Source organism: Sphingobium sp. L-44 (assembly GCF_056859495.1).
This window is the reverse complement of the sequence record NZ_JBSXOQ010000092.1, coordinates 1-17,449: the sequence shown is the minus strand read 5'-3', so window position 1 is coordinate 17,449 and position 17,449 is coordinate 1. Positions and strand designations below refer to the sequence as shown.

At 63.2% G+C, this 17,449-nt stretch carries 19 protein-coding genes and 3 pseudogenes; 18 read left to right on the top strand and 4 right to left on the bottom strand.

Annotation, left to right across the window (positions count from 1 at the left end):
- Positions 1-136: 136 nt before the first annotated feature.
- The 4 genes from AC13EK_RS12820 (at position 137) to AC13EK_RS12805 (ending at position 3,364) form a co-directional block, all read left to right on the top strand.
- A complete protein-coding gene (locus AC13EK_RS12820) occupies positions 137-1,363 on the top strand; it encodes an MFS transporter (RefSeq protein ID WP_037511406.1) in 1,227 nt (408 codons plus the stop codon).
- Positions 1,364-1,366: 3 nt separating this feature from the next.
- Complete coding sequence (locus AC13EK_RS12815; protein WP_069336344.1) at positions 1,367-2,377, top strand: sugar phosphate isomerase/epimerase family protein; 1,011 nt, start codon at positions 1,367-1,369, stop codon at positions 2,375-2,377.
- 12 nt (positions 2,378-2,389) lie between these two features.
- Positions 2,390-2,782: a C-glycoside deglycosidase beta subunit domain-containing protein gene (locus AC13EK_RS12810; protein ID WP_069336345.1), complete on the top strand. Its 393-nt coding sequence runs from the start codon at positions 2,390-2,392 to the stop codon at positions 2,780-2,782.
- Positions 2,783-2,851: 69 nt separating this feature from the next.
- On the top strand, positions 2,852-3,364 hold the full coding sequence (locus AC13EK_RS12805) for a hypothetical protein (protein WP_069336346.1): 513 nt from the start codon (positions 2,852-2,854) through the stop codon (positions 3,362-3,364).
- Between the two features lie 12 nt (positions 3,365-3,376).
- On the opposite strand, the gene AC13EK_RS12800 is transcribed toward AC13EK_RS12805, so the two are convergent.
- Positions 3,377-3,994, bottom strand: a complete 618-nt coding sequence (locus AC13EK_RS12800) for a TetR/AcrR family transcriptional regulator (protein WP_234792101.1) — start codon at positions 3,992-3,994, stop codon at positions 3,377-3,379.
- Between the two features lie 184 nt (positions 3,995-4,178).
- Here AC13EK_RS12800 and AC13EK_RS12795 point away from each other — a divergent pair, with 184 nt between their 5' ends.
- The 7 genes from AC13EK_RS12795 to AC13EK_RS12765 all read left to right on the top strand — a co-directional run bounded on the left by AC13EK_RS12795 (position 4,179) and on the right by AC13EK_RS12765 (position 12,154).
- Complete coding sequence (locus AC13EK_RS12795) at positions 4,179-5,291, top strand: LLM class flavin-dependent oxidoreductase (RefSeq protein WP_069336348.1); 1,113 nt, start codon at positions 4,179-4,181, stop codon at positions 5,289-5,291.
- 61 nt (positions 5,292-5,352) lie between these two features.
- Positions 5,353-5,949: an NADPH-dependent FMN reductase gene (locus AC13EK_RS12790; protein WP_234792110.1), complete on the top strand. Its 597-nt coding sequence runs from the start codon at positions 5,353-5,355 to the stop codon at positions 5,947-5,949.
- The gene (locus AC13EK_RS12785) at positions 5,937-8,321 is read left to right on the top strand and encodes a beta-glucosidase (protein ID WP_069336350.1); all 2,385 of its coding nucleotides are present in this window, start codon (positions 5,937-5,939) and stop codon (positions 8,319-8,321) included. The genes AC13EK_RS12790 and AC13EK_RS12785 overlap by 13 nt, the downstream gene beginning before the upstream one ends.
- A complete protein-coding gene (locus tag AC13EK_RS12780; protein ID WP_069336351.1) occupies positions 8,318-9,220 on the top strand; it encodes a VOC family protein in 903 nt (300 codons plus the stop codon). Before AC13EK_RS12785 ends, AC13EK_RS12780 begins: the two co-directional genes overlap by 4 nt.
- A gap of 17 nt (positions 9,221-9,237) precedes the next feature.
- Entirely contained in the window at positions 9,238-10,395 is a 1,158-nt protein-coding gene (locus tag AC13EK_RS12775; protein ID WP_069336352.1) for an alpha/beta hydrolase family protein, read from the top strand.
- Positions 10,392-11,183, top strand: a complete 792-nt coding sequence (locus tag AC13EK_RS12770; RefSeq protein ID WP_037511429.1) for a cyclase family protein — start codon at positions 10,392-10,394, stop codon at positions 11,181-11,183. Before AC13EK_RS12775 ends, AC13EK_RS12770 begins: the two co-directional genes overlap by 4 nt.
- A gap of 2 nt (positions 11,184-11,185) precedes the next feature.
- Positions 11,186-12,154, top strand: a complete 969-nt coding sequence (locus tag AC13EK_RS12765; RefSeq protein ID WP_069336353.1) for a fumarylacetoacetate hydrolase family protein — start codon at positions 11,186-11,188, stop codon at positions 12,152-12,154.
- A gap of 306 nt (positions 12,155-12,460) precedes the next feature.
- Here AC13EK_RS12765 and AC13EK_RS12760 read toward each other — a convergent pair whose 3' ends face one another.
- Complete coding sequence (locus AC13EK_RS12760) at positions 12,461-13,360, bottom strand: LysR substrate-binding domain-containing protein (protein WP_069336354.1); 900 nt, start codon at positions 13,358-13,360, stop codon at positions 12,461-12,463.
- 99 nt (positions 13,361-13,459) lie between these two features.
- Between AC13EK_RS12760 and AC13EK_RS12755 the strand changes: the two genes are divergently transcribed.
- From AC13EK_RS12755 to AC13EK_RS12730, 6 genes and pseudogenes are all read left to right on the top strand, one after another.
- Positions 13,460-13,711 carry a hypothetical protein gene (locus AC13EK_RS12755; RefSeq protein WP_202968910.1) on the top strand — a complete coding sequence of 84 codons (252 nt, stop codon included), beginning with the start codon at positions 13,460-13,462 and terminating at the stop codon, positions 13,709-13,711.
- Between the two features lie 12 nt (positions 13,712-13,723).
- A pseudogene (locus AC13EK_RS12750) lies at positions 13,724-13,912 on the top strand (cupin domain-containing protein); the annotation flags it as partial.
- Entirely contained in the window at positions 13,909-14,817 is a 909-nt protein-coding gene (locus AC13EK_RS12745; protein ID WP_202968914.1) for a dihydrodipicolinate synthase family protein, read from the top strand. The pseudogene AC13EK_RS12750 and the gene AC13EK_RS12745, both read left to right, overlap by 4 nt.
- Positions 14,814-15,107, top strand: a complete 294-nt coding sequence (locus tag AC13EK_RS12740) for a hypothetical protein (RefSeq protein WP_483022227.1) — start codon at positions 14,814-14,816, stop codon at positions 15,105-15,107. Before AC13EK_RS12745 ends, AC13EK_RS12740 begins: the two co-directional genes overlap by 4 nt.
- 137 nt (positions 15,108-15,244) lie before the next feature.
- Positions 15,245-15,673 (top strand): glutamine amidotransferase-related protein, encoded by a 429-nt coding sequence (locus tag AC13EK_RS12735; protein ID WP_234792112.1) that lies wholly within the window; start codon positions 15,245-15,247, stop codon positions 15,671-15,673.
- Complete coding sequence (locus tag AC13EK_RS12730; RefSeq protein WP_338329091.1) at positions 15,640-16,473, top strand: HD domain-containing protein; 834 nt, start codon at positions 15,640-15,642, stop codon at positions 16,471-16,473. The genes AC13EK_RS12735 and AC13EK_RS12730 overlap by 34 nt, the downstream gene beginning before the upstream one ends.
- Positions 16,474-16,657: 184 nt before the next feature.
- Here the strand turns inward: AC13EK_RS12730 and AC13EK_RS12725 are convergent, their stop codons facing one another.
- Together AC13EK_RS12725 and AC13EK_RS12720 are read right to left on the bottom strand one after the other, a co-directional pair.
- Positions 16,658-16,999, bottom strand: a complete 342-nt coding sequence (locus tag AC13EK_RS12725) for a helix-turn-helix domain-containing protein (protein WP_483022226.1) — start codon at positions 16,997-16,999, stop codon at positions 16,658-16,660.
- 16 nt (positions 17,000-17,015) lie between these two features.
- Positions 17,016-17,114: pseudogene (locus AC13EK_RS12720) on the bottom strand (helix-turn-helix domain-containing protein); the annotation flags it as partial.
- Positions 17,115-17,303: 189 nt separating this feature from the next.
- On the opposite strand from AC13EK_RS12720, the pseudogene AC13EK_RS12715 reads away from it, so the two are divergent.
- Positions 17,304-17,449: pseudogene (locus tag AC13EK_RS12715) on the top strand (IS256 family transposase); the annotation flags it as partial.

Here is a 17,449-nt window from a genome sequence, read left to right as displayed (position 1 = left end):
GGTCGCCGGGCTACGGAGCATTGCGTATTGCCGGGCGCCCGACAGCGGATTGACAGGCCCCGCCGCAACCAATAGACGAATACTAGTTCTAATTAGAGGCGGCAATGAGTCGCCCGGTCAGAGGAGCCTGAGGTCGGTGCGTTCCGTCTTAGATTTTTTCCGGCGCCTGTCGCTGGTCCCCCAGGGCATCACCATCGTCGTCGCCGGATTTCTGCCGATCTTCGCGATCGTGTCGATGTTCCCGGCCATCCCGGCGATCATCGATCATTTTGCAACCGATCCCGACGCGCGCTGGAAAGTGCCGATGATGGTGTCGGCGCCGGGCCTGACGATCGCGCTGATCGCGCCCTTCGCCGGTTTCTTCGTCGATCGTTTCGGTCGTCGCCCCCTGCTGATCGGCGCCACCCTGCTCTATGGCATCGTCGGCACCGCCCCCTTCTTCCTCGACAGCCTGAACGCGCTGATCGCCTGCCGGCTGTTGCTGGGGGTGGCGGAAGCGGCGATCCTGACCATCGTCAACACGCTGATCGCCGATTATTGGGACGATCGCGGGCGCAAGGACTGGCTGTTCCTGCAGGGCATTTGTGGTCCTTTCTTCGCGTCGGGCGTGATCCTGCTGTCGGGCGCGGCCTCGTCGGTGCGCTGGAACGGCATCTTCATGGTCTATGCCGTCGCCTTCCCGATCTTCATTGCGATGCTGCTCTGGCTGTTCGAGCCGCGCCGCGCCGACGGCGCCACCATTGCCGACATCGCCCAAAGCGAGAAGGCCCCGCGCACGCCCTTCCCGACCGCATCGGTCGCGCTGATCGGCGGCGTGACGCTGGTCGCGTCGGCCCTCTATTATGTCTTCATCATCAGCGGCTCGCTCGCCTGGCGCGAGGTCGGCGTGATGGACCCGGCGCGGATCGGTCAGTTGACCGCCATTCCCAGCCTGTTCGTGATGCTGGGGGCGCTGATCTTCCGCCTGATGGGCAATCGCCCGCAGACCGTGCAGCTCGCCACCTTCTTCGGCCTGCTCGGCATCGGCCTCGCCGGCATCGGTCTGGCGCCCGACTGGCGCTGGCTGGTCGCAGCGCTGATCGTCCAGCAGACCGGTGCCGGCATGGCGGTGCCCACCATCATTTCCTGGGCGCAGAGCAAGCTGCCGTTCGAGCATCGCGGCCGCGGCATGGGCGTGTGGACCGCCTGTTTCTTCTTCGGCCAATTCTCCAGCCCCTGGGCAGTGCATCAGGCCGAAAACCTCGTCGGAACCATGCAGGGCGCGTTCCTTGCAGCGGGTCTGGTAGGCGTCATCGCCGCCATCGTGATCGGTCTGGTCCGCGCGCCGCGCACCCCGACCCCCACCATCGCTCCTGCGGAGTAACATATGACAAGCGACATCAAGCGGGGCGTGAGCCTCTACAGTTTCCAGCACGAGACCTTCCAAGGGAAGATGAGCCTGGAGGATTGCTTCAAGACCTGTGCCAACATGGGCGCACTGGGCATCGAGATCATCGGCGAGCAGACCTTCTGGGGCTGGCCCGAAGCCAGCGTCGACGAGGCGAAGATCGACGAGTGGCATGCGCTCATCAAAAAATATGACGCCACCGCCGTCAGCCACGACTTCATGCTCGATTACAAGCGCTACAAGGGTCGCGTGATGCCCTTCGAGGAGCAGGTCGCCAGCGTGAAGAAGGATATCGACTTCGGCGCGCGGCTGGGCATGAAATATATCCGCGCGCTCGTTTCGATCGCCCCCGAAGTGCTGGTTGCCGCAGCGCCCTATGCCGAGGAAAAGAACATCAAGATCCTGATCGAGGTGCATGCGCCGCTGCATTTCGACCATCCCTGGATCATCCGCCATGCCGAAGCCTTCGAGAAATCGGGGTCGGACGCGCTGGGCTTCCTGCCCGACATGGGCATGTTCCTGTTCAAGTTCCCGCCGGTCTGGAAGGAGCGCTTCATCCGCAACGGCGTGCCGCAGAAGATCGCCGACTATATCGAGACCGCCTATGAGGACCGTGTCCTGTCCGAATATGTGATCCTGAACGTGCGCGAGATGGGCGGCGAAGGGCCGGCGCTGGGCATGGCGGAAACGCTGCGCCACAATGCCGCCTATGAACCCAAGCGGATGCTCGACTTCATGCACCGCATCCACAACGTCCATGGCAAATTCTACCAGATGGACGAAAATCTGGTCGAGCCTTCCATCCCCTATGACGAGATCGTCAGGGTGCTCAAGCAGGGCGGCTACAAGGGCTATATCTGCTCGGAATATGAAGGCAATCGCTGGATCGAGGATGCCCATGAGGTCGATTCCGTCGAGCAGGTCCGCCGCCAGCAGGAAATGCTGAAGTCGCTGATCGGCGAACCCACCCCCTCTGCCCTCGCCGCCTAAGGAGCCGCACCCATGTTCGACAAGATGATGCTGTGCGACGAAGGCTTTGCGAACGTCGTCGACAATGGCGAGACGATCGGCTTCTCGCTGCTCGCCCGCCTGCCCTATTATCGGGGACTTGGTCTCTCGATGATCGAGGATATCGGCCTCTCCATCGATGGCGATCCGGTCGCGCGCGAGGATGTCCGCTTCTCTGTCCGCGGCCGCAGCTGGACGCTGGACGAGATGGAGACGGTCTATGACGATCGCTGGAATTTCGGCGAGAAGGCGACCGTGACGGTGCTGCGTCCGGGCGGGCTGACGCCCGGCGCGCACAAGGTCGATATCGCCGTGCGCATGCGCGTATCCTACCTGCCCTTCGTTCCCACAACGAAGACCGGGCGCGAGCTGCAACTCGCAGCCTGACGGGGGACCGGCATGGCGGCGAACCACGCCGCCATGCCGGAACACCCCCATCCCTGAGAAGGAAGCGGCATGGGCTTGCCCCAGGAACTATGGCTGGCCCCGGCCGCCGTGCAATTGCAGGAAAGCGGCGCCGACTGGATCGACGTCGTGGATGACCAGCCCTGGTCGCAGGGGCGCGGCTTCCATCGTGGCTTCTCGTCGAGCTTCCGCATCCGACCGGACCGCAAGATCTGGTTCCATTTCCCTTTCCAGCTTCCTGCCGGCAGCCTGGTCGACCAGGTGTCCTTGCTGTGGGAGTCCGAAGAAGGCGCGATCCTCAGTTGGGTCTGCGTCCATCATGGCGGGATGGAGCGCCAGCATCTGTGCCCGCCCAACCAGCCAATGACCGGCACGCCCGAACCGTTCGATCCGCCCGAAATGTGGCGGCATTATTATCCGGCGTGCAACCGGCTGCGCACCGACCTGCCGATCAGCCCGGCGATTACCACCCGCTTCGGTTTCCAACTGTGCGTGCAGGCGGATGGCCCCGGCATCGTCCGCTTCTATGGCGCGGGGCTGCGGCTCGCCAACCCCGACGCTTGAGGTGGCGGGCGCCTATTTGCCCGTCGCGCGCAGGAAGGCCGCGCACATGATCGCGAGATCTTCCTTCAGTTCCTCCCAATTGCCCTGATTGGCCGCTTCCGGCGAGGAGCCGAGGCCAAGGAAACGGGCGAGCGTATAATAGATCATGCGAAAGGCATTGCCGACCAGCCGGGCATGATCGGGCCGGCCGAACTCGGATGCATAGCGCATCATCTGCGCCTCCGCCTCCTGCGTCAGCTTTTCCGCCGAGGTCCGCCCGAGCGACGAGATCGTCTCGTCATAGATGGCGCGGAACATGATCGGGCGCAGCACCGGGCTGTAGCTCTTGAGCAGTTCGGCATAGGCCTCCACGAACAGACGCGCGAAATCGTCGAGGCTGGTCGCCTTGTCACCGATCGCCTGCATCATGGTGTCCTGTTCCTCGCCGATCCGGCCGAGGACGCGGCCATGGACCGCGCGGATCAGGTCATCCTTGCTGTCGAAGCGCAGATAGATGGAGCCGATCGACACCTTGCCGGCCTTGGCCACTTCGGTGAGCGTGAAATCGTCATTGCCGCGCTTCACCATCAGCTTCTCGGCGGCCGCCAGCATGCGCTCGTAAGACGCCCGGCTGCGGCCCTGCTGAGGCACGCGACTGGCCTCCCCCGAACCAGAAATAGAATCATCCTTCGTTTTCTCGGTTGACACTGAAGACATAAAGACCCTATCGATAATAAGAACATTGGTTCTAATTGAGATTCATTCTGACGGCTTTGGCCGCCAATGTAAACAAGTCGTCATATGCGCGCCCAAAGGGCAGCCATGGAGGGGAAAAATGCGCTTTTCTGTGTTTCTGAACGCTCGTTCGATGGCGCCCGACGAGGATCGCAAACTGATCCACGACCTGACCGCGCACGCGACCCAGGCGGCCGGTCTGGGCTTCGATGCGATCTTCCTGCCCGACCATCATTTCAACGGTTACATGCCGATCGCGTCCGACAGCTTCATGTTCGCCTCCTATCTCGCGGCGAAGCTGCCGCAGATGCATTTCGGCTTTTCCGTCGTTTCGGTCCCGCTCCATCACCCGGTCCGCTTCGTCGAGCGCATCAATATCCTGGACCAGCTGATCGACGGCAAGCTGCTGGTCGGCGTGGGCAGCGGCACCACGCCCGAGGAAATGATCGGCTTCGGCGTCAACTACAAGGAAGCCGGCGCCATCTCCGAGGCGAACCTTGCCATCGCCGAGCAGCTCTGGGCCAAACAGATGGAAGACCCGGCGGTCGAGATCGACAATGGCCCGCACAAGGGCCGCGTGCTGCAGCGGATCGCGCCGGCACAATATTCGTCCGGCCATGCCCGGCTGATGCCGGTCGCGATGAAGGAGACGAGCGCGCGCCGGGCAGCCGAAAATGCCTGGCCCGCCTTCATTCCCGCCTTCACCCCGCCGCAGATCGGCGGCACCGAGCCGATGAAGCATGTCGCCAAATATTTCGGCGTCTATCGCCAGATGCTGGACGAAGCAGGCCATTCGCAGGAAGCCATCGCCCGAGCGCTGGATTGGACCACCCACACCTATCAGGTCGTGCATGTCGCCGAAACCGACGAGCAGGCGCGCGAGGAACTGGAAATCATCCTGCGCTCCTATCAGGATGCGATCGAGCGCGAGGCCGCTTTCAACGCCCGCGCGGAATCGGATTCGGCCAACAAGAAGACCGATCGCACCCCCAATGCGCTGACCGAGGACTGGATCGGCACATGGTGCCTCTATGGCTCGCCCGAAACCGTCATCGAGCATCTCAAACCCTATGAGGAACTGGGCATCGGCAACATCCTGTGCGGCACCACCACCGGTCCGCTGACCGAGGAGCGGCTGCGCCTGGGCAACCAGACGCTGCGCCTGCTGTCGGACAAGGTCATGCCCGCCTTCAAGGCGAAGGTCGACGCCTGAACCCCAATGCACTGATGAGCGCGGCCCGCAAGAAGGCCGCGCCATTTCGAGGAGTATGGACATGTCCGGTCATCATGGCGCCCGCCCGAAGCGGATCGTCGGCCTAGGCGGCACATTCCGCCAGGCATCTTCCAGCGAGCGGATCGTGCGTGCGATCCTGAAGGAATGCGAGCATCTGGGCGCCGAGACGACGATGTTCGACGGCCCGGCCCTCGCCCGCCTGCCCCATTTCAATCCCGAGCATCCCGACCGCACGGCCGAGGAACGCGCGCTGGTCGATGCCATCCGTTCCGCCGATGGCATCGTCATCGGCAGTCCGGGCTATCATGGTGGCTATTCCGGGCTGGTGAAGAATGCGATCGACCTGCTGGAAGATCTGCGCGGCGACAGCCGTGTCTATTTCGATGGTCGTCCGGTCGGCCTGGTCGTCACGGCGGCCGGCTGGCAGGCCTGCGGCACCACCCTGTCGGCGCTGCGCGATGTCATCCATGCGATGCGCGGCTGGCCGACGCCGGTCGGGGTTGCGGTCAACTCGGTCGAGCAGCGCCCCTTCGATGCCGACGGCGCGCTGTGTGATGAAGGCATCGCCAATGCGGTCCGCGCCCAGGCGCGACAGATCATGCACTTCGCCATGGAGGGCGCCGCATGTCCGGCCTGACGATCGACCAGCAACTGGCGATGAGCGCCGGCGCCACCATGTGGACGACGGTCGGCTATGCTGAAGCGGGCATCCCTTCGCTGGCGATGGCAGACGGGCCGATGGGCATTGCCAGCGGACGCGTGGACGAACGCGACATTGCCTTGCTCACCCCCTGCCCGACCGCGCTGGGCGCCAGCTGGGACATCGACCTCAACATGCGCGTCGGTGCGCTGGTCGGTGGCGAGGCGATCCGCATGGGCGTCGACATGGTTCTTGCCCCCAATGTCAATCTGGCGCGCAGCCCGCTCGCCGGCCGGGCGTTCGAATATTATTCGGAGGAGCCGCTGCTCGCCGGCCTGTTGGGCGCCGCCTGGGCCAGCGGCCTGCAAAGCACTGGCACCGCATCGGTCGCCAAGCATCTGGTCTGCAACGACAGCGAGACCGATCGCGACCGGATGAACGCGGTGGTCAGCGAACGCACCTTGCGCGAAATCTATCTGCTCCCCTTCGAACTGTGCGCCGAGGCGGGCGTCGGCGGCATGCTGACCGCCTATAACCGGCTGAACGGCCAATGGTGCGCCGAGCATCATCATGTCATCACGACCATCGTCAAAGGCGAGTGGCGCTTTCCCGGCGTGATGATGAGCGACTGGTTCGGCACCCATTCGACCGTCGCAACGCTGACCGCCGGCCTGGACCTGGAAATGCCGGGGCCAGCCCGCTTCCTGGGCGCGAAGGCGGCGGCCGCGCTGGCCGACGGACTGGTCCGCGGGCAGCGCGTGACGGATGCCGCATCGCGGGTCGCCACCGCCGCCCGCCGCTTCAAGGGGGACAAGCATGTTCCGATCCAGGGCGCCGATGCCCAGGCGCTGCTGGTGGAGGCCGCAGCCGCCGGCTTCGTGATGCTGCGCAACGAACAGGCGATCCTGCCGCTGGAACCCGGTCGCGACCGCCATATCGCCATCATCGGCCCCAATGCGGCCGCCCCCTGTTACCAGGGTGGCACCTTCGCCAAGATCGCCGTGACGCCGGATGCGGCGCGCCCGCTGGAGGCGATCCAGGCGCGCTATGCCGGCAAGGCGCGGGTCGATTATGAACCCGGTGTCGATCCTCAGCCGCGCCTGCCGTCGATGCCGGTCGCACCCGCCCGCGATCTGGGCGACGGTTATGCCCATGGCATGACGATCGACTATTATGATGGTCCGGCGGACGACGCCCGGCTGATCCACAGCGAGACGCGCGATACCAACTCGCTGGTCTGGTTCGCCGGCGTGCATGACGACATCGCCGCACTCGACCGCCCTGCCCGGATCGTCGCACGCGGGTTGTTCCGGGCCGAGCATGATGGCGATCACAGCTTTCATCTGGGCGCCACCGGGCCGGTGCGGATGCGCATCGATGGCGTCGACCTGCTGGTGCTGGACGAGGCCATTCCCTCGTCGGACGTGATGGGCAAGCTCAAGAGCGGCGATGCCCGTGATGCCCGCGCATCCCTCAAGGCCGGGCAGAGCTATGCGATCGATGTCGAGTTCGTCTACCAGCCCGCCCGCGTCCACGGCCTATGGTATGGCATTCGCCGCCCCGACACGCCCGAGGCGATGCTGGGCCGTGCCGTCGCCCTGGCACAGCAGGCCGATGCCGTCATCCTGATGGTCGGCGAAACGTCGGACGCGAGCGTCGAGAGCAAGGACCGCAGCCACACCAGCCTGCCGGACAATCAACTGGCGCTGATCGATGCCGTGACCGCCGCCAATCCACGCACCATCATTGTCGCCAATGTCGGCCATGCCTTCGACACGAGTTGGGAGGAGAAAGCGGCAGCGCTGCTGATCGCCTGGTATCCCGGCGAGGCATTCGGCACCGCGATCGCGCAGGTTCTGGCCGGCGACCGGGAGCCGGGCGGGCGCATGCCGGTCTCGATCGCACGAACCGATGCCGACTATCCCGCCCTGGCCCTGACGCCCGACGAGAAGGGCGACCTGCGCTACGACGAGGGCCGGCGGATCGGCTATCGCGGCATGGCCGATCCGCGCCACACGCTGGGCGCCGGCCTCGGCTATGCGGACATCGCGCTGGACGATGTCGATATCGTTCCCGGCCATGACGGTGGCCTCATCGTCCGTGCCCAGATGCATAACCAGTCCGATCGCTCTGGCAGCGATGTCATCCAGATCTATCGGCGCGAGCCCGAACTGGCGCTGGTCGCCTTTGCCAAGGTCCATCTGGAACCGGGCGAGCGGCGACAACTGGCAATCCCGATCCTGCGCCGCCGCCTGCAATATTGGTGCGATGGCTGGCGCGACATCGCCACGCCCCGCCTGTTCGCCGGCCGATCGGCCGCGGACGTCGCCTTTGACCTTTCCCTACCCGTTCCGGAGCAGACAGAATGAGCCGCGTCACCGAAATCCGCTATGTCGGCTATGCCGTGCCCGATCTGGAGGCCGAACGCGCCTTTTATGCCGACCAGTGGAAGCTGGTCGAGGCGGGCGAAAAGGATGGCATGGTCCATTTCGCAGCCGATGGCGGCGAGGAAGCCTATGTCGTGCGGCTGCGTGCCGCGGCAGACAAGCGCATCGATGTGATCGCGCTGGCGGCCGACAGCCGGGCCGATGTCGATGCCCTGCATGATCGGGTCGCCGCATCGGGCGCGCGGATCATCTGCGCCCCGCACGATCTCGACACGCTGGGCGGCGGCTATGGCTTCCGCTTCTTCTCGCCCGACGGCCTGCCGTTCGAGATTTCGAGCGACGTTGCCCGGCGCGCGCCCCGCGCCATCGCACAATGGGAAGGCGTGCCGCAGCGGATCAGCCATATCGTGCTGCACTCGCCGAACCACCAGGCCCTGGTGCAGTGGTTCTGCGACGTGCTGGGCTTCAAGGTGTCGGACTGGCTAGGCGATTTCATGTGTTTCCTGCGCTGCAACGGCGCGCACCACCGCCTCGCCATCCTACCCGGACCGCCCTGCCTCAACCATGTCGCCTATGATATGCCCAGCGTCGACGACATGATGGTCGGCATCAACCGGCTGCGTCAGAAGGGCACCGACATTCGCTGGGGACCGGGGCGCCACACGGCCGGGAACAATACGTTCAGCTACTTCACCACGCCGGCAGGCTTCGCGGTCGAATATACGTCCGAACTGGAATATGTGGATTTCGAGCACCACCAACCCAAGGTCCATGTGCCCGGCCCCAAGGTGATGGACCAGTGGGGCATCGGCGTCGGCGGCCCCCAGACCATGCCCCATCCCGAGCCCGACAAGGGCCTGTTCCAGGCTGTAGAAGTTTGAGGGGGGAGGCATAAACCGTGGCGCTATTCGAATATTTCCCCAACTATATCTGGAACCTGTCGGTCGCGATCGCGATGGAATCGGGCGCGCAGCTCGGCGAGATCATCGACATGTGCAAGCCGATCCGCGACGCCGCCGACAGCGGCGCCGACGCGGGCACGCCCATGTTCATGAAGGCCTGGGCAGCGATGGGCGACAAGCTGCTGGAACTGGCGGCGCAGGATGAGGCGCAGGGCCGGCTATTCTCCGCCTCCAACAAGATGGAGCGTGCCGCGCTCTATCTGATCACTGCCGAGCGGATGCAGGGCCATGGCGCGCCGGGCCGCGAGGCAACCTATGCGAAGGCACGCACAGCCTTTGACCGGTCGACGGCATTGGGCCGGATCAATCGCGAGCGGGTCGAGATACCGCTGGCGACAAGAACAATGCCGGCCCTCTTCACCCGCGCGCAGGGCGAGGGAAGAAAGCCGGTCGTGGTCTTCTGCAACGGGCTCGATAGCTGCAAGGAACTGCTCTACTGGACGCGCCTGCCGCAGGAACTGGCGCGGCGTGGCATTTCGACACTCTGCGTCGACCAGCCCGGCTCGGGCGAAGCACTGCGGCTCCAGGATCTGCCCGTCGATCCGCACAGCGAAAGCTGGGCCAGCAAGGCGGTCGACTGGCTGGAACAGCAACCCGATGTCGATGGCCGGGCGATCGGCCTGACCGGCATTTCGCTGGGCGGGCATTTCGCGCCGCGCGCCGTCGCCTATGAACCGCGCTTTGCCAGCGGCGCGGTCTGGGGCGCCAACCATAATTGGCGCGAAGTGCAGGACAAGCGCATGGCGCGCGAGGGCGAGAACCCCGTCCCCCATTATTGGGCGCATGTCCATTGGGCGTTCGGGGCAAAGGATCAGGCGGACTTTCTGGCCAAATCCGAAGCAATGAACCTCAACGGCCATATGGACCGCATCACGGTGCCCTTCCTGGTCACCCATGGCGCGCAGGATCGCCAGATCAGTGTCGATTATGCTGACGACCTCTACGACCAGCTCGTCAACTCCCCCCGCCGCGAAAAGACGATCTTCACGCCGCGCGAAGGCGGTGTCGAACATGTCGGCGCGGACAATATGGCCTATGGCCGCGACTGCATCGCCGACTGGTTCGCCGAAACGCTGGGAGGCAAGACCGCATGACCCGCCGCTTCGTCGATCTGTCGATCATGCTGTGCAACGATGTGGTCAGCGACCCGCCGTTCCTGAAGCCCGAAATCACCTATCAAACCCATGCCGACACCGCACATGAACTGGCGATGTTCTTCCCCGGCGTCACGGCGCAGGACACCCCCGACGGCGCCGGCTTCGCGGCGTCCGAGTGGGTGAAGCTGACCACCCATAGCGGCACGCATCTGGACGCGCCCTATCATTTCCATCCGACCATGGATGGCCGCGACGGCGAACCGCAGCGATCGATCACGATCGACGAAGTGCCGCTGGAATGGTGTTTCCAGCCCGGCGTGAAGCTCGACTTCCGCCATTTCCCCGATGGCTATGTCGTCACCGCCACCGATGTCGAGGCTGAACTGGCGCGCATCGGCCACAGCCTCCAGCCGCTCGACATCGTGCTGGTCAACACCGCCGCCGGCACGGCGCTGGGCCAGCCCGACTATGTCAATCGCGGTTGCGGCATGGGCTATGAGGCGACCATCTACCTGACCGAGCGGGGCGTGCGCGTCACTGGCACCGATGCCTGGTCCTGGGATGCCCCGTTCAGTTATACCGCGCAGAAGGTCAAGGAAACCGGCGACACCTCGCTGATCTGGGAAGGGCACAAGGCTGGCCGCGACATCGGCTATTGCCACCTGGAAAAGCTGCACAATCTGGAAAGCCTGCCCGGCCATGGCTTCATGGTCAGTTGCTTCCCGCACAAGATCAAGGGCGCGTCGGCCGGCTGGACCCGCGCGGTCGCAATCTTCGAGGAATAGAGATGCGCCTTGCCACCCTCGATAATGGCCAGCCGGACGGTTGCCTGATCGTCGTCTCCCGCGATGCCCGTCACTGCCTGCCTGCGGACGGCATTGCGAACACGCTGCAGCAGGCGATCGAGCGATGGGACAGCGCCGAACCGGCGCTGCGCCGGCTGGCCGACCGGCTGGAACAAGGGGAAGGCGATGTGCTGGACGAAAGCCGGCTGCTCGCCCCCCTGCCCCGCGCCTGGCAATGGCTCGACGGCTCCGCTTTCCCGCAGCATGGTGAGCTGATGCAGAAGGCGTTCAACCTGCCGCCGATCGAAACCGGCCGGCCGCTCATGTATCAGGGCCTGTCCGATCGCTTCCTGTCCGGAACGCAGGATGTGGCGCTTCCCAGCGAAGCTGACGGCATCGATTTCGAAGGCGAGTTCGGCGTCATTACCGATGCCGTGCCGATGGGCACCAGCGCGCAGGACGCGCTATCCCATATCAAGCTGGTCCTGCTCATCAACGACTGGTCGCTGCGCGCGATCGCCCCGATCGAGATGAAGACCGGGTTCGGCTGGGTTCAGGCCAAGCCCGCCTGCTCTGTCGCCCCCTTCGCGGTCACGCCCGATGAACTGGGCGAGGCCTGGCAAGACGGCCGCGTCCATCTGCCACTGGAGGTCCGCATCAACGGCGCCTGGTTCGGCCATCCCCATGGCGGCGAAATGGCATTCGGCTTTCACGAGCTTGTCGCCCATGCCGCCCGCACGCGCGATCTGGTCGCCGGCACCATCATCGGATCGGGCACCGTGTCCAACGCCGATTATGCAACGCTCGGCTCCTGCTGCATCTCCGAACGCCGCGCGATCGAGATGATCGAGCAAGGTAAATCCCAAACAGCTTTTCTAAGTTTCGGCGATCGCGTTTCGCTTGTTGCCTTTGGAAACAGCAGATCCCCTTTCGGCAGCATCAGCCAACAGATCATTGCCGCAAATGTCTGATTCCCAAATTTCCATGCGATCCGAGTTTCTTTGATAGAACCAATTGGGTCAGGATCGGGCGTTGACGGGAGATAACTTGAATGGCCAACGTTGGTTGAGAGCCGTTAAACCGGAACGTCCGGAACTGGTCAACGAAAGTTGACGGCTGAGTGTCCCATAAGGGTCGAGGGCGGAATCGCCTGCTACGCGCCCGTTGTCGCCGTTCAATAGCGGTTTCCTCGCGCACGGACGCAGACATTCGCCCGCGAGGGTGTTGTCGACCAGCTTTAGGTCTTTCCAGTCATTTCGCTTTCGCGACGCCGATGCCTATTTCCGACCGTAATCACCAGGATTGAACCGGGACCTAATGCGCTGCGCCATCACAGATGAAGCCGGCGAGCGGAGGCTGGTCGCTGGCGACAACAGGCACACGACCCGTTCAGGCGGGGGCGGGTCCAGGGGTATGAACCGCAGATCGTTGACTCCTGCGCCTCGGCTGATGTCGGCCGGCATGATCGCCGAATGCCCGCCGAGCGAGACCGTCTGTAAAATGCCGGCGAACGTATTGAACGCTATCACACGCGCAGGCACCACACCGTGGCTCCCCAGATACGAATCCACCGCCGCACGCGTACGGTATCGGCTTCCCAGCAGAGCCAGGCTTTCCTCTGCAATCTCGCACACCGCGACGGTCCTGGCACGTGCCAGGCGATGACTGGAATGGCACACGAACATGAGCTGGTCGCGATAGAGCGGCTCTGCATCGTCCAGTTCGGCACCCTGCGGGATACCGACACCGAGGTGCAGCGCGCCTGAGATGATGCCCTCGACGATCTCGGCATTGGCTAGTTCGCTTACTTCCAGATCAATTGCCGGGTAGTCGCTAGCGAAGGCGGTCAGGATCGGCGCCAGGTAGAGCGCATTGAATGTCTGCGTCACCCCGATATGCAGTCGGCCACGCTTCAGTCCCCGATGCTCGACAACCGCATCCTGAAGCGCCTCGACAGCGTTGAGAACGATACGCGCATGCTGGACGACCAGCGCTCCGGCCTCGGTCGTTTCGACCCGGCGCGCCCCGCGGTGGAACAGTTCGACACCCAGCTCCAGTTCCAGATCACGAACTTGCTGCGATAGCGTGGGTTGCGAAACGTTCAATGACTGCGCCGCGCGTGTGAAGCTGTGATCGTCGGCAACCCGGACGACGAAACGGAGGCGGCGAAGGTCCATCGCGGCATGTTATTGGATAATCCAATCGCTTCAATAGAAATATCGTCTTGGACCAATAGCAGGCTGCCGCTGTAGATCACATCCAACACGGAGGCAGCCATGCAAGCACAAACGAAATTCGGTTCGGCCGACTTTGGCAGGACGCCATCATCGATTCAGGTCCATATGCCGGAACGGCTCGCCCATCCAGGTGTCGAGAAGGGTGATATCAGCGGCGGCTTCTCGGCCGAGCGCAAGCATCCGGTCCATATCGTTGATTTGCCGAGCCATGCGATCAGCATGACGATCGGCGGCCTCAATCCCGGAGGTCGGTCGGGCCGTCACCGGCACACCTATGAGACGATCCTCTAAGTCCTCGAAGGCCGCGGCTATTCGATGATCGAGGATCGGCGGATCGAATGGGAAGTAGGCGATGCACTCTATATCCCGGTCTGGGCGTGGCACCATCACGTTAACGCCGCCCCTGACAAGCCCGCGCGGTATCTCGCCTGCGAGAACGCTCCTATGCTCCAGAATGCGGGTGGTCTTGCCATCCGGGAGGAGGCCAAGTGAAGATCGACACCTCCATCAACGGCATCATTGCCTATCCCGTCACGCCCTTCACCGCCAATGGCGGTAGCATTGATGAAACCGCATTCCGGCAGGTCACGGCAAATTTGCTCGCCGATGGTCCAGCAGCGATCGCATTCCTCGGCAGCGCTGGCGAAAGCGCGTATCTGAGCGCTGAAGAATGGAAGCAGTGCGTCCGCCTTGGTGTCGAGGCCGTCGCCGGGTGGATACCTGTGATCGTCGGGATCAGCGAACTCACCACAGCAGCGGCGGTCGAGAAGGCACGCTTCGCGGCGGACGCCGGCGCCGACATGCTGATGGTGATCCCGATCGCCTATTGGAAACTCAGCGAGACTGAGATCTTCGATCATTATGCCGCCATCGCAGCGGCGACCGACCTGCCGATCATGGCCTACAACAATCCGGCCACCAGCGGCGTCGATATGTCGCCCGCCCTGCTGGTGAAGCTGGTGCAGGACATCGAGACGGTGCGCTTCATCAAGGAGAGTAGCGGTGACCTCAACCGGATGCACGCGATCCGCACGCTGTCGAACGATAGCATCCCGTTCTACAATGGCGCCAACCACATGACCCTGGAGGCGCTGGCCGCCGGCGCCTCGGGCTGGTGCACAGCCGCGCCGAACCTGCTGGGCGATCTGCCCCGGCAGTTGTTCGAGCTTATGGCGGCAGGTAACATCGCCGCCGCGCGCACCTTGTTCTATCGCATCCTGCCGGTGCTTCAGTTCATCGTGACCGGCGGACTGCCCACTACGGTCAAGGCAGGATTGGCGATGCGCGGGTTGGAAGCGGGTGCCCCCCGTTTGCCACTCCAGCCTCTACCGGAAGCCGGGCTGGAAACGTTCTCGGCATTGCTGGCCGCTTTCGAACTGCCTGCGATCGGGAAGTGAACATGGGCGCTCGTTCGATACCGCTGACGGCGGACGAACGGGCGCTGCTCGCTTTACTCGATCAGGCAAACGGGCACGTGGAGCGCCTATTCGAACGCAGCGGCCTGGATTGGCCACGCTTCGACGTCGCCGCTGAATGGCTATGGCGCGACATCATGCTGCAAGGGCTGTCCGGCGAAGGATGTTGTCAGGATCCTTGCGGGATAAACTGTATTTCGGCGTCTGATCCCGACCAGACGTGGATACTCACCAGGTTCGGGAAAGAAGTGCTGGATGGAGCATCGCAATGAAAGTTCATTTCGTCATACATGAGGCATTCGAAGCGCCAGGCGCCTATGAGACATGGGCACGTGGGCGCGGGCATGATGTGTCCTTCACCCACCTCTATGATGGCGAGCGCCTACCCATTTCCGCACGGGATCATGACATGCTGATCGTCATGGGCGGGCCGCAGTCCCCCGCGACGACGACCGACGAATGTCCGCATTTCGACGCCGCCGCAGAGCGCGGCCTGATCGCCCGGTTCGTCGAGGCGGGCAAGCCCGTCGTCGGCATCTGCCTCGGCTCGCAGTTGATCGGCGAGGCGCTGGGCGCAGCCCATGGCCACAGCCCGGAGAAGAAGATCGGCAAGTTCCCGATCAGCCTCACCCCTGAGGGGCGGGCTAATCCTAATTCGCCGACTTCGGCGCGGAACTGTCGGTCGGTCACTGGCACAACGACATGCCCGGCCTCACCGCAACCGCGACGATCATCGCCGCGAGCGAAGGCTGCCCGCGCCAGATCGTCGAATATGGCGATCTGGTCTATGGCTTCCAGTGCCATATGGAATTCACGCCTGATGTTATCGAGCTACTGATCGCCGCCTCCGAGGCAGAGCTTGCGACGCTGACTGACTACCGTTTCGTCCAGCAGCCCGACGCCCTGCGCGACGACGACTATTCCGAAATGAACGGAAAATTGTTCGGCTTCCTCGACAAACTGGAAGCCGCTTATGTCGCTCGACAGGGTGCGACTGACCCGGTGCTAGACGCGCAGCAGCATATCGCGCCGGTGCTGGCGTTCTACGCGGTCGCCGAGCGGCTGAAGCGCGAACTGCGCCATAGCTGGATTTCGGACGGACGGCAGGAAAGCGTTGTCGAGCATAGCTGGATGATGTCGCTGCTCGCGATCCTGATGGCCGACAAGCTGGCGCAGCCCATCGACACCGGCAAGACGCTCAAGATGGTGATCGTGCATGATCTGGTCGAAAGCATCGCCGGCGATATTCCCTATTTCGAGGTCAGTGATCGCAAGGCCAAAAAGGCGGCTCTGGAAGCTGCCGCGATGGACGAGATCGTGCGGCTGCTGCCGGTTGCGGTCGGTCACGAAATCCGATCGCTGTTCGAAGAGTTCGAGGCACGCGAAACCACGGAGGCAAAGTTTGCCAGCGCGCTCGACACGGTCGAGGTGCAACTCCAGCACAATCTCGCGGCCCTCGACACCTGGATTCCCCGAGAGTTTGACCTCGTCTACACCAAGGTTTCCAAGCCTTTGGCGCATGACCCATATTTGTCCGAATTTGCCGCCGTCGTCATCCGGCAGGCCGAGGAGAAGATGGTTGCCGGCGGCATCGATGTCGCGGCTCTGCGCCAGAAGAATGGCTTTATAGCCAGCTAAATCACAGTATTGTCACCGGGCGTGGCGCTTTGCTGCGTCGGATAGCCGAAATCTGCCAGTCTTCTAACGGCCATCCAAGGCCTTCAGGATGAGGAAGCTGCCGGTCCGCACCTGGGAGCGTAAAATTGGGTGCTGAATGGCCGGGATGGGTCGTTTACACGGGCCACGATGTTCGCAAATGCCGTTATTTTTCGTCGGGCGGAATGAATGTTCCGTGGTATATTTCGCGGATGATCTGATTTGTGAATGTCAGCCGCTGTTCATCCTTATGGAGATATTTGTCTTCGTCCACGACGCCGATGATCCGCGAATCCGCGCATTCACCACGCTCGATGCGTGAGAGTTGCGCAGCAGATACGCCTGACCATGCAGCGACTTGTCGCAGGGTATATTTCTTCGTCTTTCGACATTTCCTGAGATACCGGCCCATGTCGTGAATTGCGTCTGCCCGAAGTGTGTCGAAATTTGGCTCCGCGCGCCCCCGTCGCCCTCTCTCCAGGTTGCCGGGCCACAGCCAATTGCTCACCGAAAACTTCAAAATAGTCCTGCAATGCTTCGAACGTGTCGGGGCGTGGCCAGCTTTTTCCGTTTGCAAACCTGGCATAGGCGGTCCGGGTAATCCCAATGGCATCGGCGACCACCTGCTGCGTCTCCTTCCGATCTGCCTGAACTTAGCGTACGCGCTCGTGGTGTAATTTCCGGTGTAGATTAAGGTGATCGGATGGGGTTGGGCATGCCCAACCCCATGCGATTTCGAAGTCGGTGGCCACCGGGCTCATCGGTAAGGTGGAGTTACCACACGTCACAGGCCCACCGAGGAGTTGATCCCGATGACGGACGACAGACTACCGCTTGCCGAACTGATGGCGAAGACCGGAGATGGAGATTTCCTGCGTACGATCGCCGAGAGCGTATTGCAGATCATTATGGAGGCCGATGTCGACGGCCTGGTCGGCGCTGGCCGCCATGAACGATC

Excerpts from the sequence above, each read along its gene's own strand:
- AC13EK_RS12805 (WP_069336346.1), top strand. The coding sequence starts at position 2,852 with ATGGGCTTGCCCCAGGAACTATGGCTGGCCCCGGCCGCCGTGCAATTG.
- AC13EK_RS12810 (WP_069336345.1), top strand. The coding sequence starts at position 2,390 with ATGTTCGACAAGATGATGCTGTGCGACGAAGGCTTTGCGAACGTCGTC.
- AC13EK_RS12735 (WP_234792112.1), top strand. The coding sequence starts at position 15,245 with ATGCTGATCGTCATGGGCGGGCCGCAGTCCCCCGCGACGACGACCGAC.
- AC13EK_RS12790 (WP_234792110.1), top strand. The coding sequence starts at position 5,353 with ATGTCCGGTCATCATGGCGCCCGCCCGAAGCGGATCGTCGGCCTAGGC.
- AC13EK_RS12815 (WP_069336344.1), top strand. The coding sequence starts at position 1,367 with ATGACAAGCGACATCAAGCGGGGCGTGAGCCTCTACAGTTTCCAGCAC.
- AC13EK_RS12770 (WP_037511429.1), top strand. The coding sequence starts at position 10,392 with ATGACCCGCCGCTTCGTCGATCTGTCGATCATGCTGTGCAACGATGTG.
- AC13EK_RS12760 (WP_069336354.1), bottom strand. The coding sequence starts at position 13,360 with ATGGACCTTCGCCGCCTCCGTTTCGTCGTCCGGGTTGCCGACGATCAC.
- AC13EK_RS12795 (WP_069336348.1), top strand. The coding sequence starts at position 4,179 with ATGCGCTTTTCTGTGTTTCTGAACGCTCGTTCGATGGCGCCCGACGAG.
- AC13EK_RS12765 (WP_069336353.1), top strand. The coding sequence starts at position 11,186 with ATGCGCCTTGCCACCCTCGATAATGGCCAGCCGGACGGTTGCCTGATC.
- AC13EK_RS12780 (WP_069336351.1), top strand. The coding sequence starts at position 8,318 with ATGAGCCGCGTCACCGAAATCCGCTATGTCGGCTATGCCGTGCCCGAT.
- AC13EK_RS12785 (WP_069336350.1), top strand. The coding sequence starts at position 5,937 with ATGTCCGGCCTGACGATCGACCAGCAACTGGCGATGAGCGCCGGCGCC.
- AC13EK_RS12755 (WP_202968910.1), top strand. The coding sequence starts at position 13,460 with ATGCAAGCACAAACGAAATTCGGTTCGGCCGACTTTGGCAGGACGCCA.
- AC13EK_RS12730 (WP_338329091.1), top strand. The coding sequence starts at position 15,640 with ATGGAATTCACGCCTGATGTTATCGAGCTACTGATCGCCGCCTCCGAG.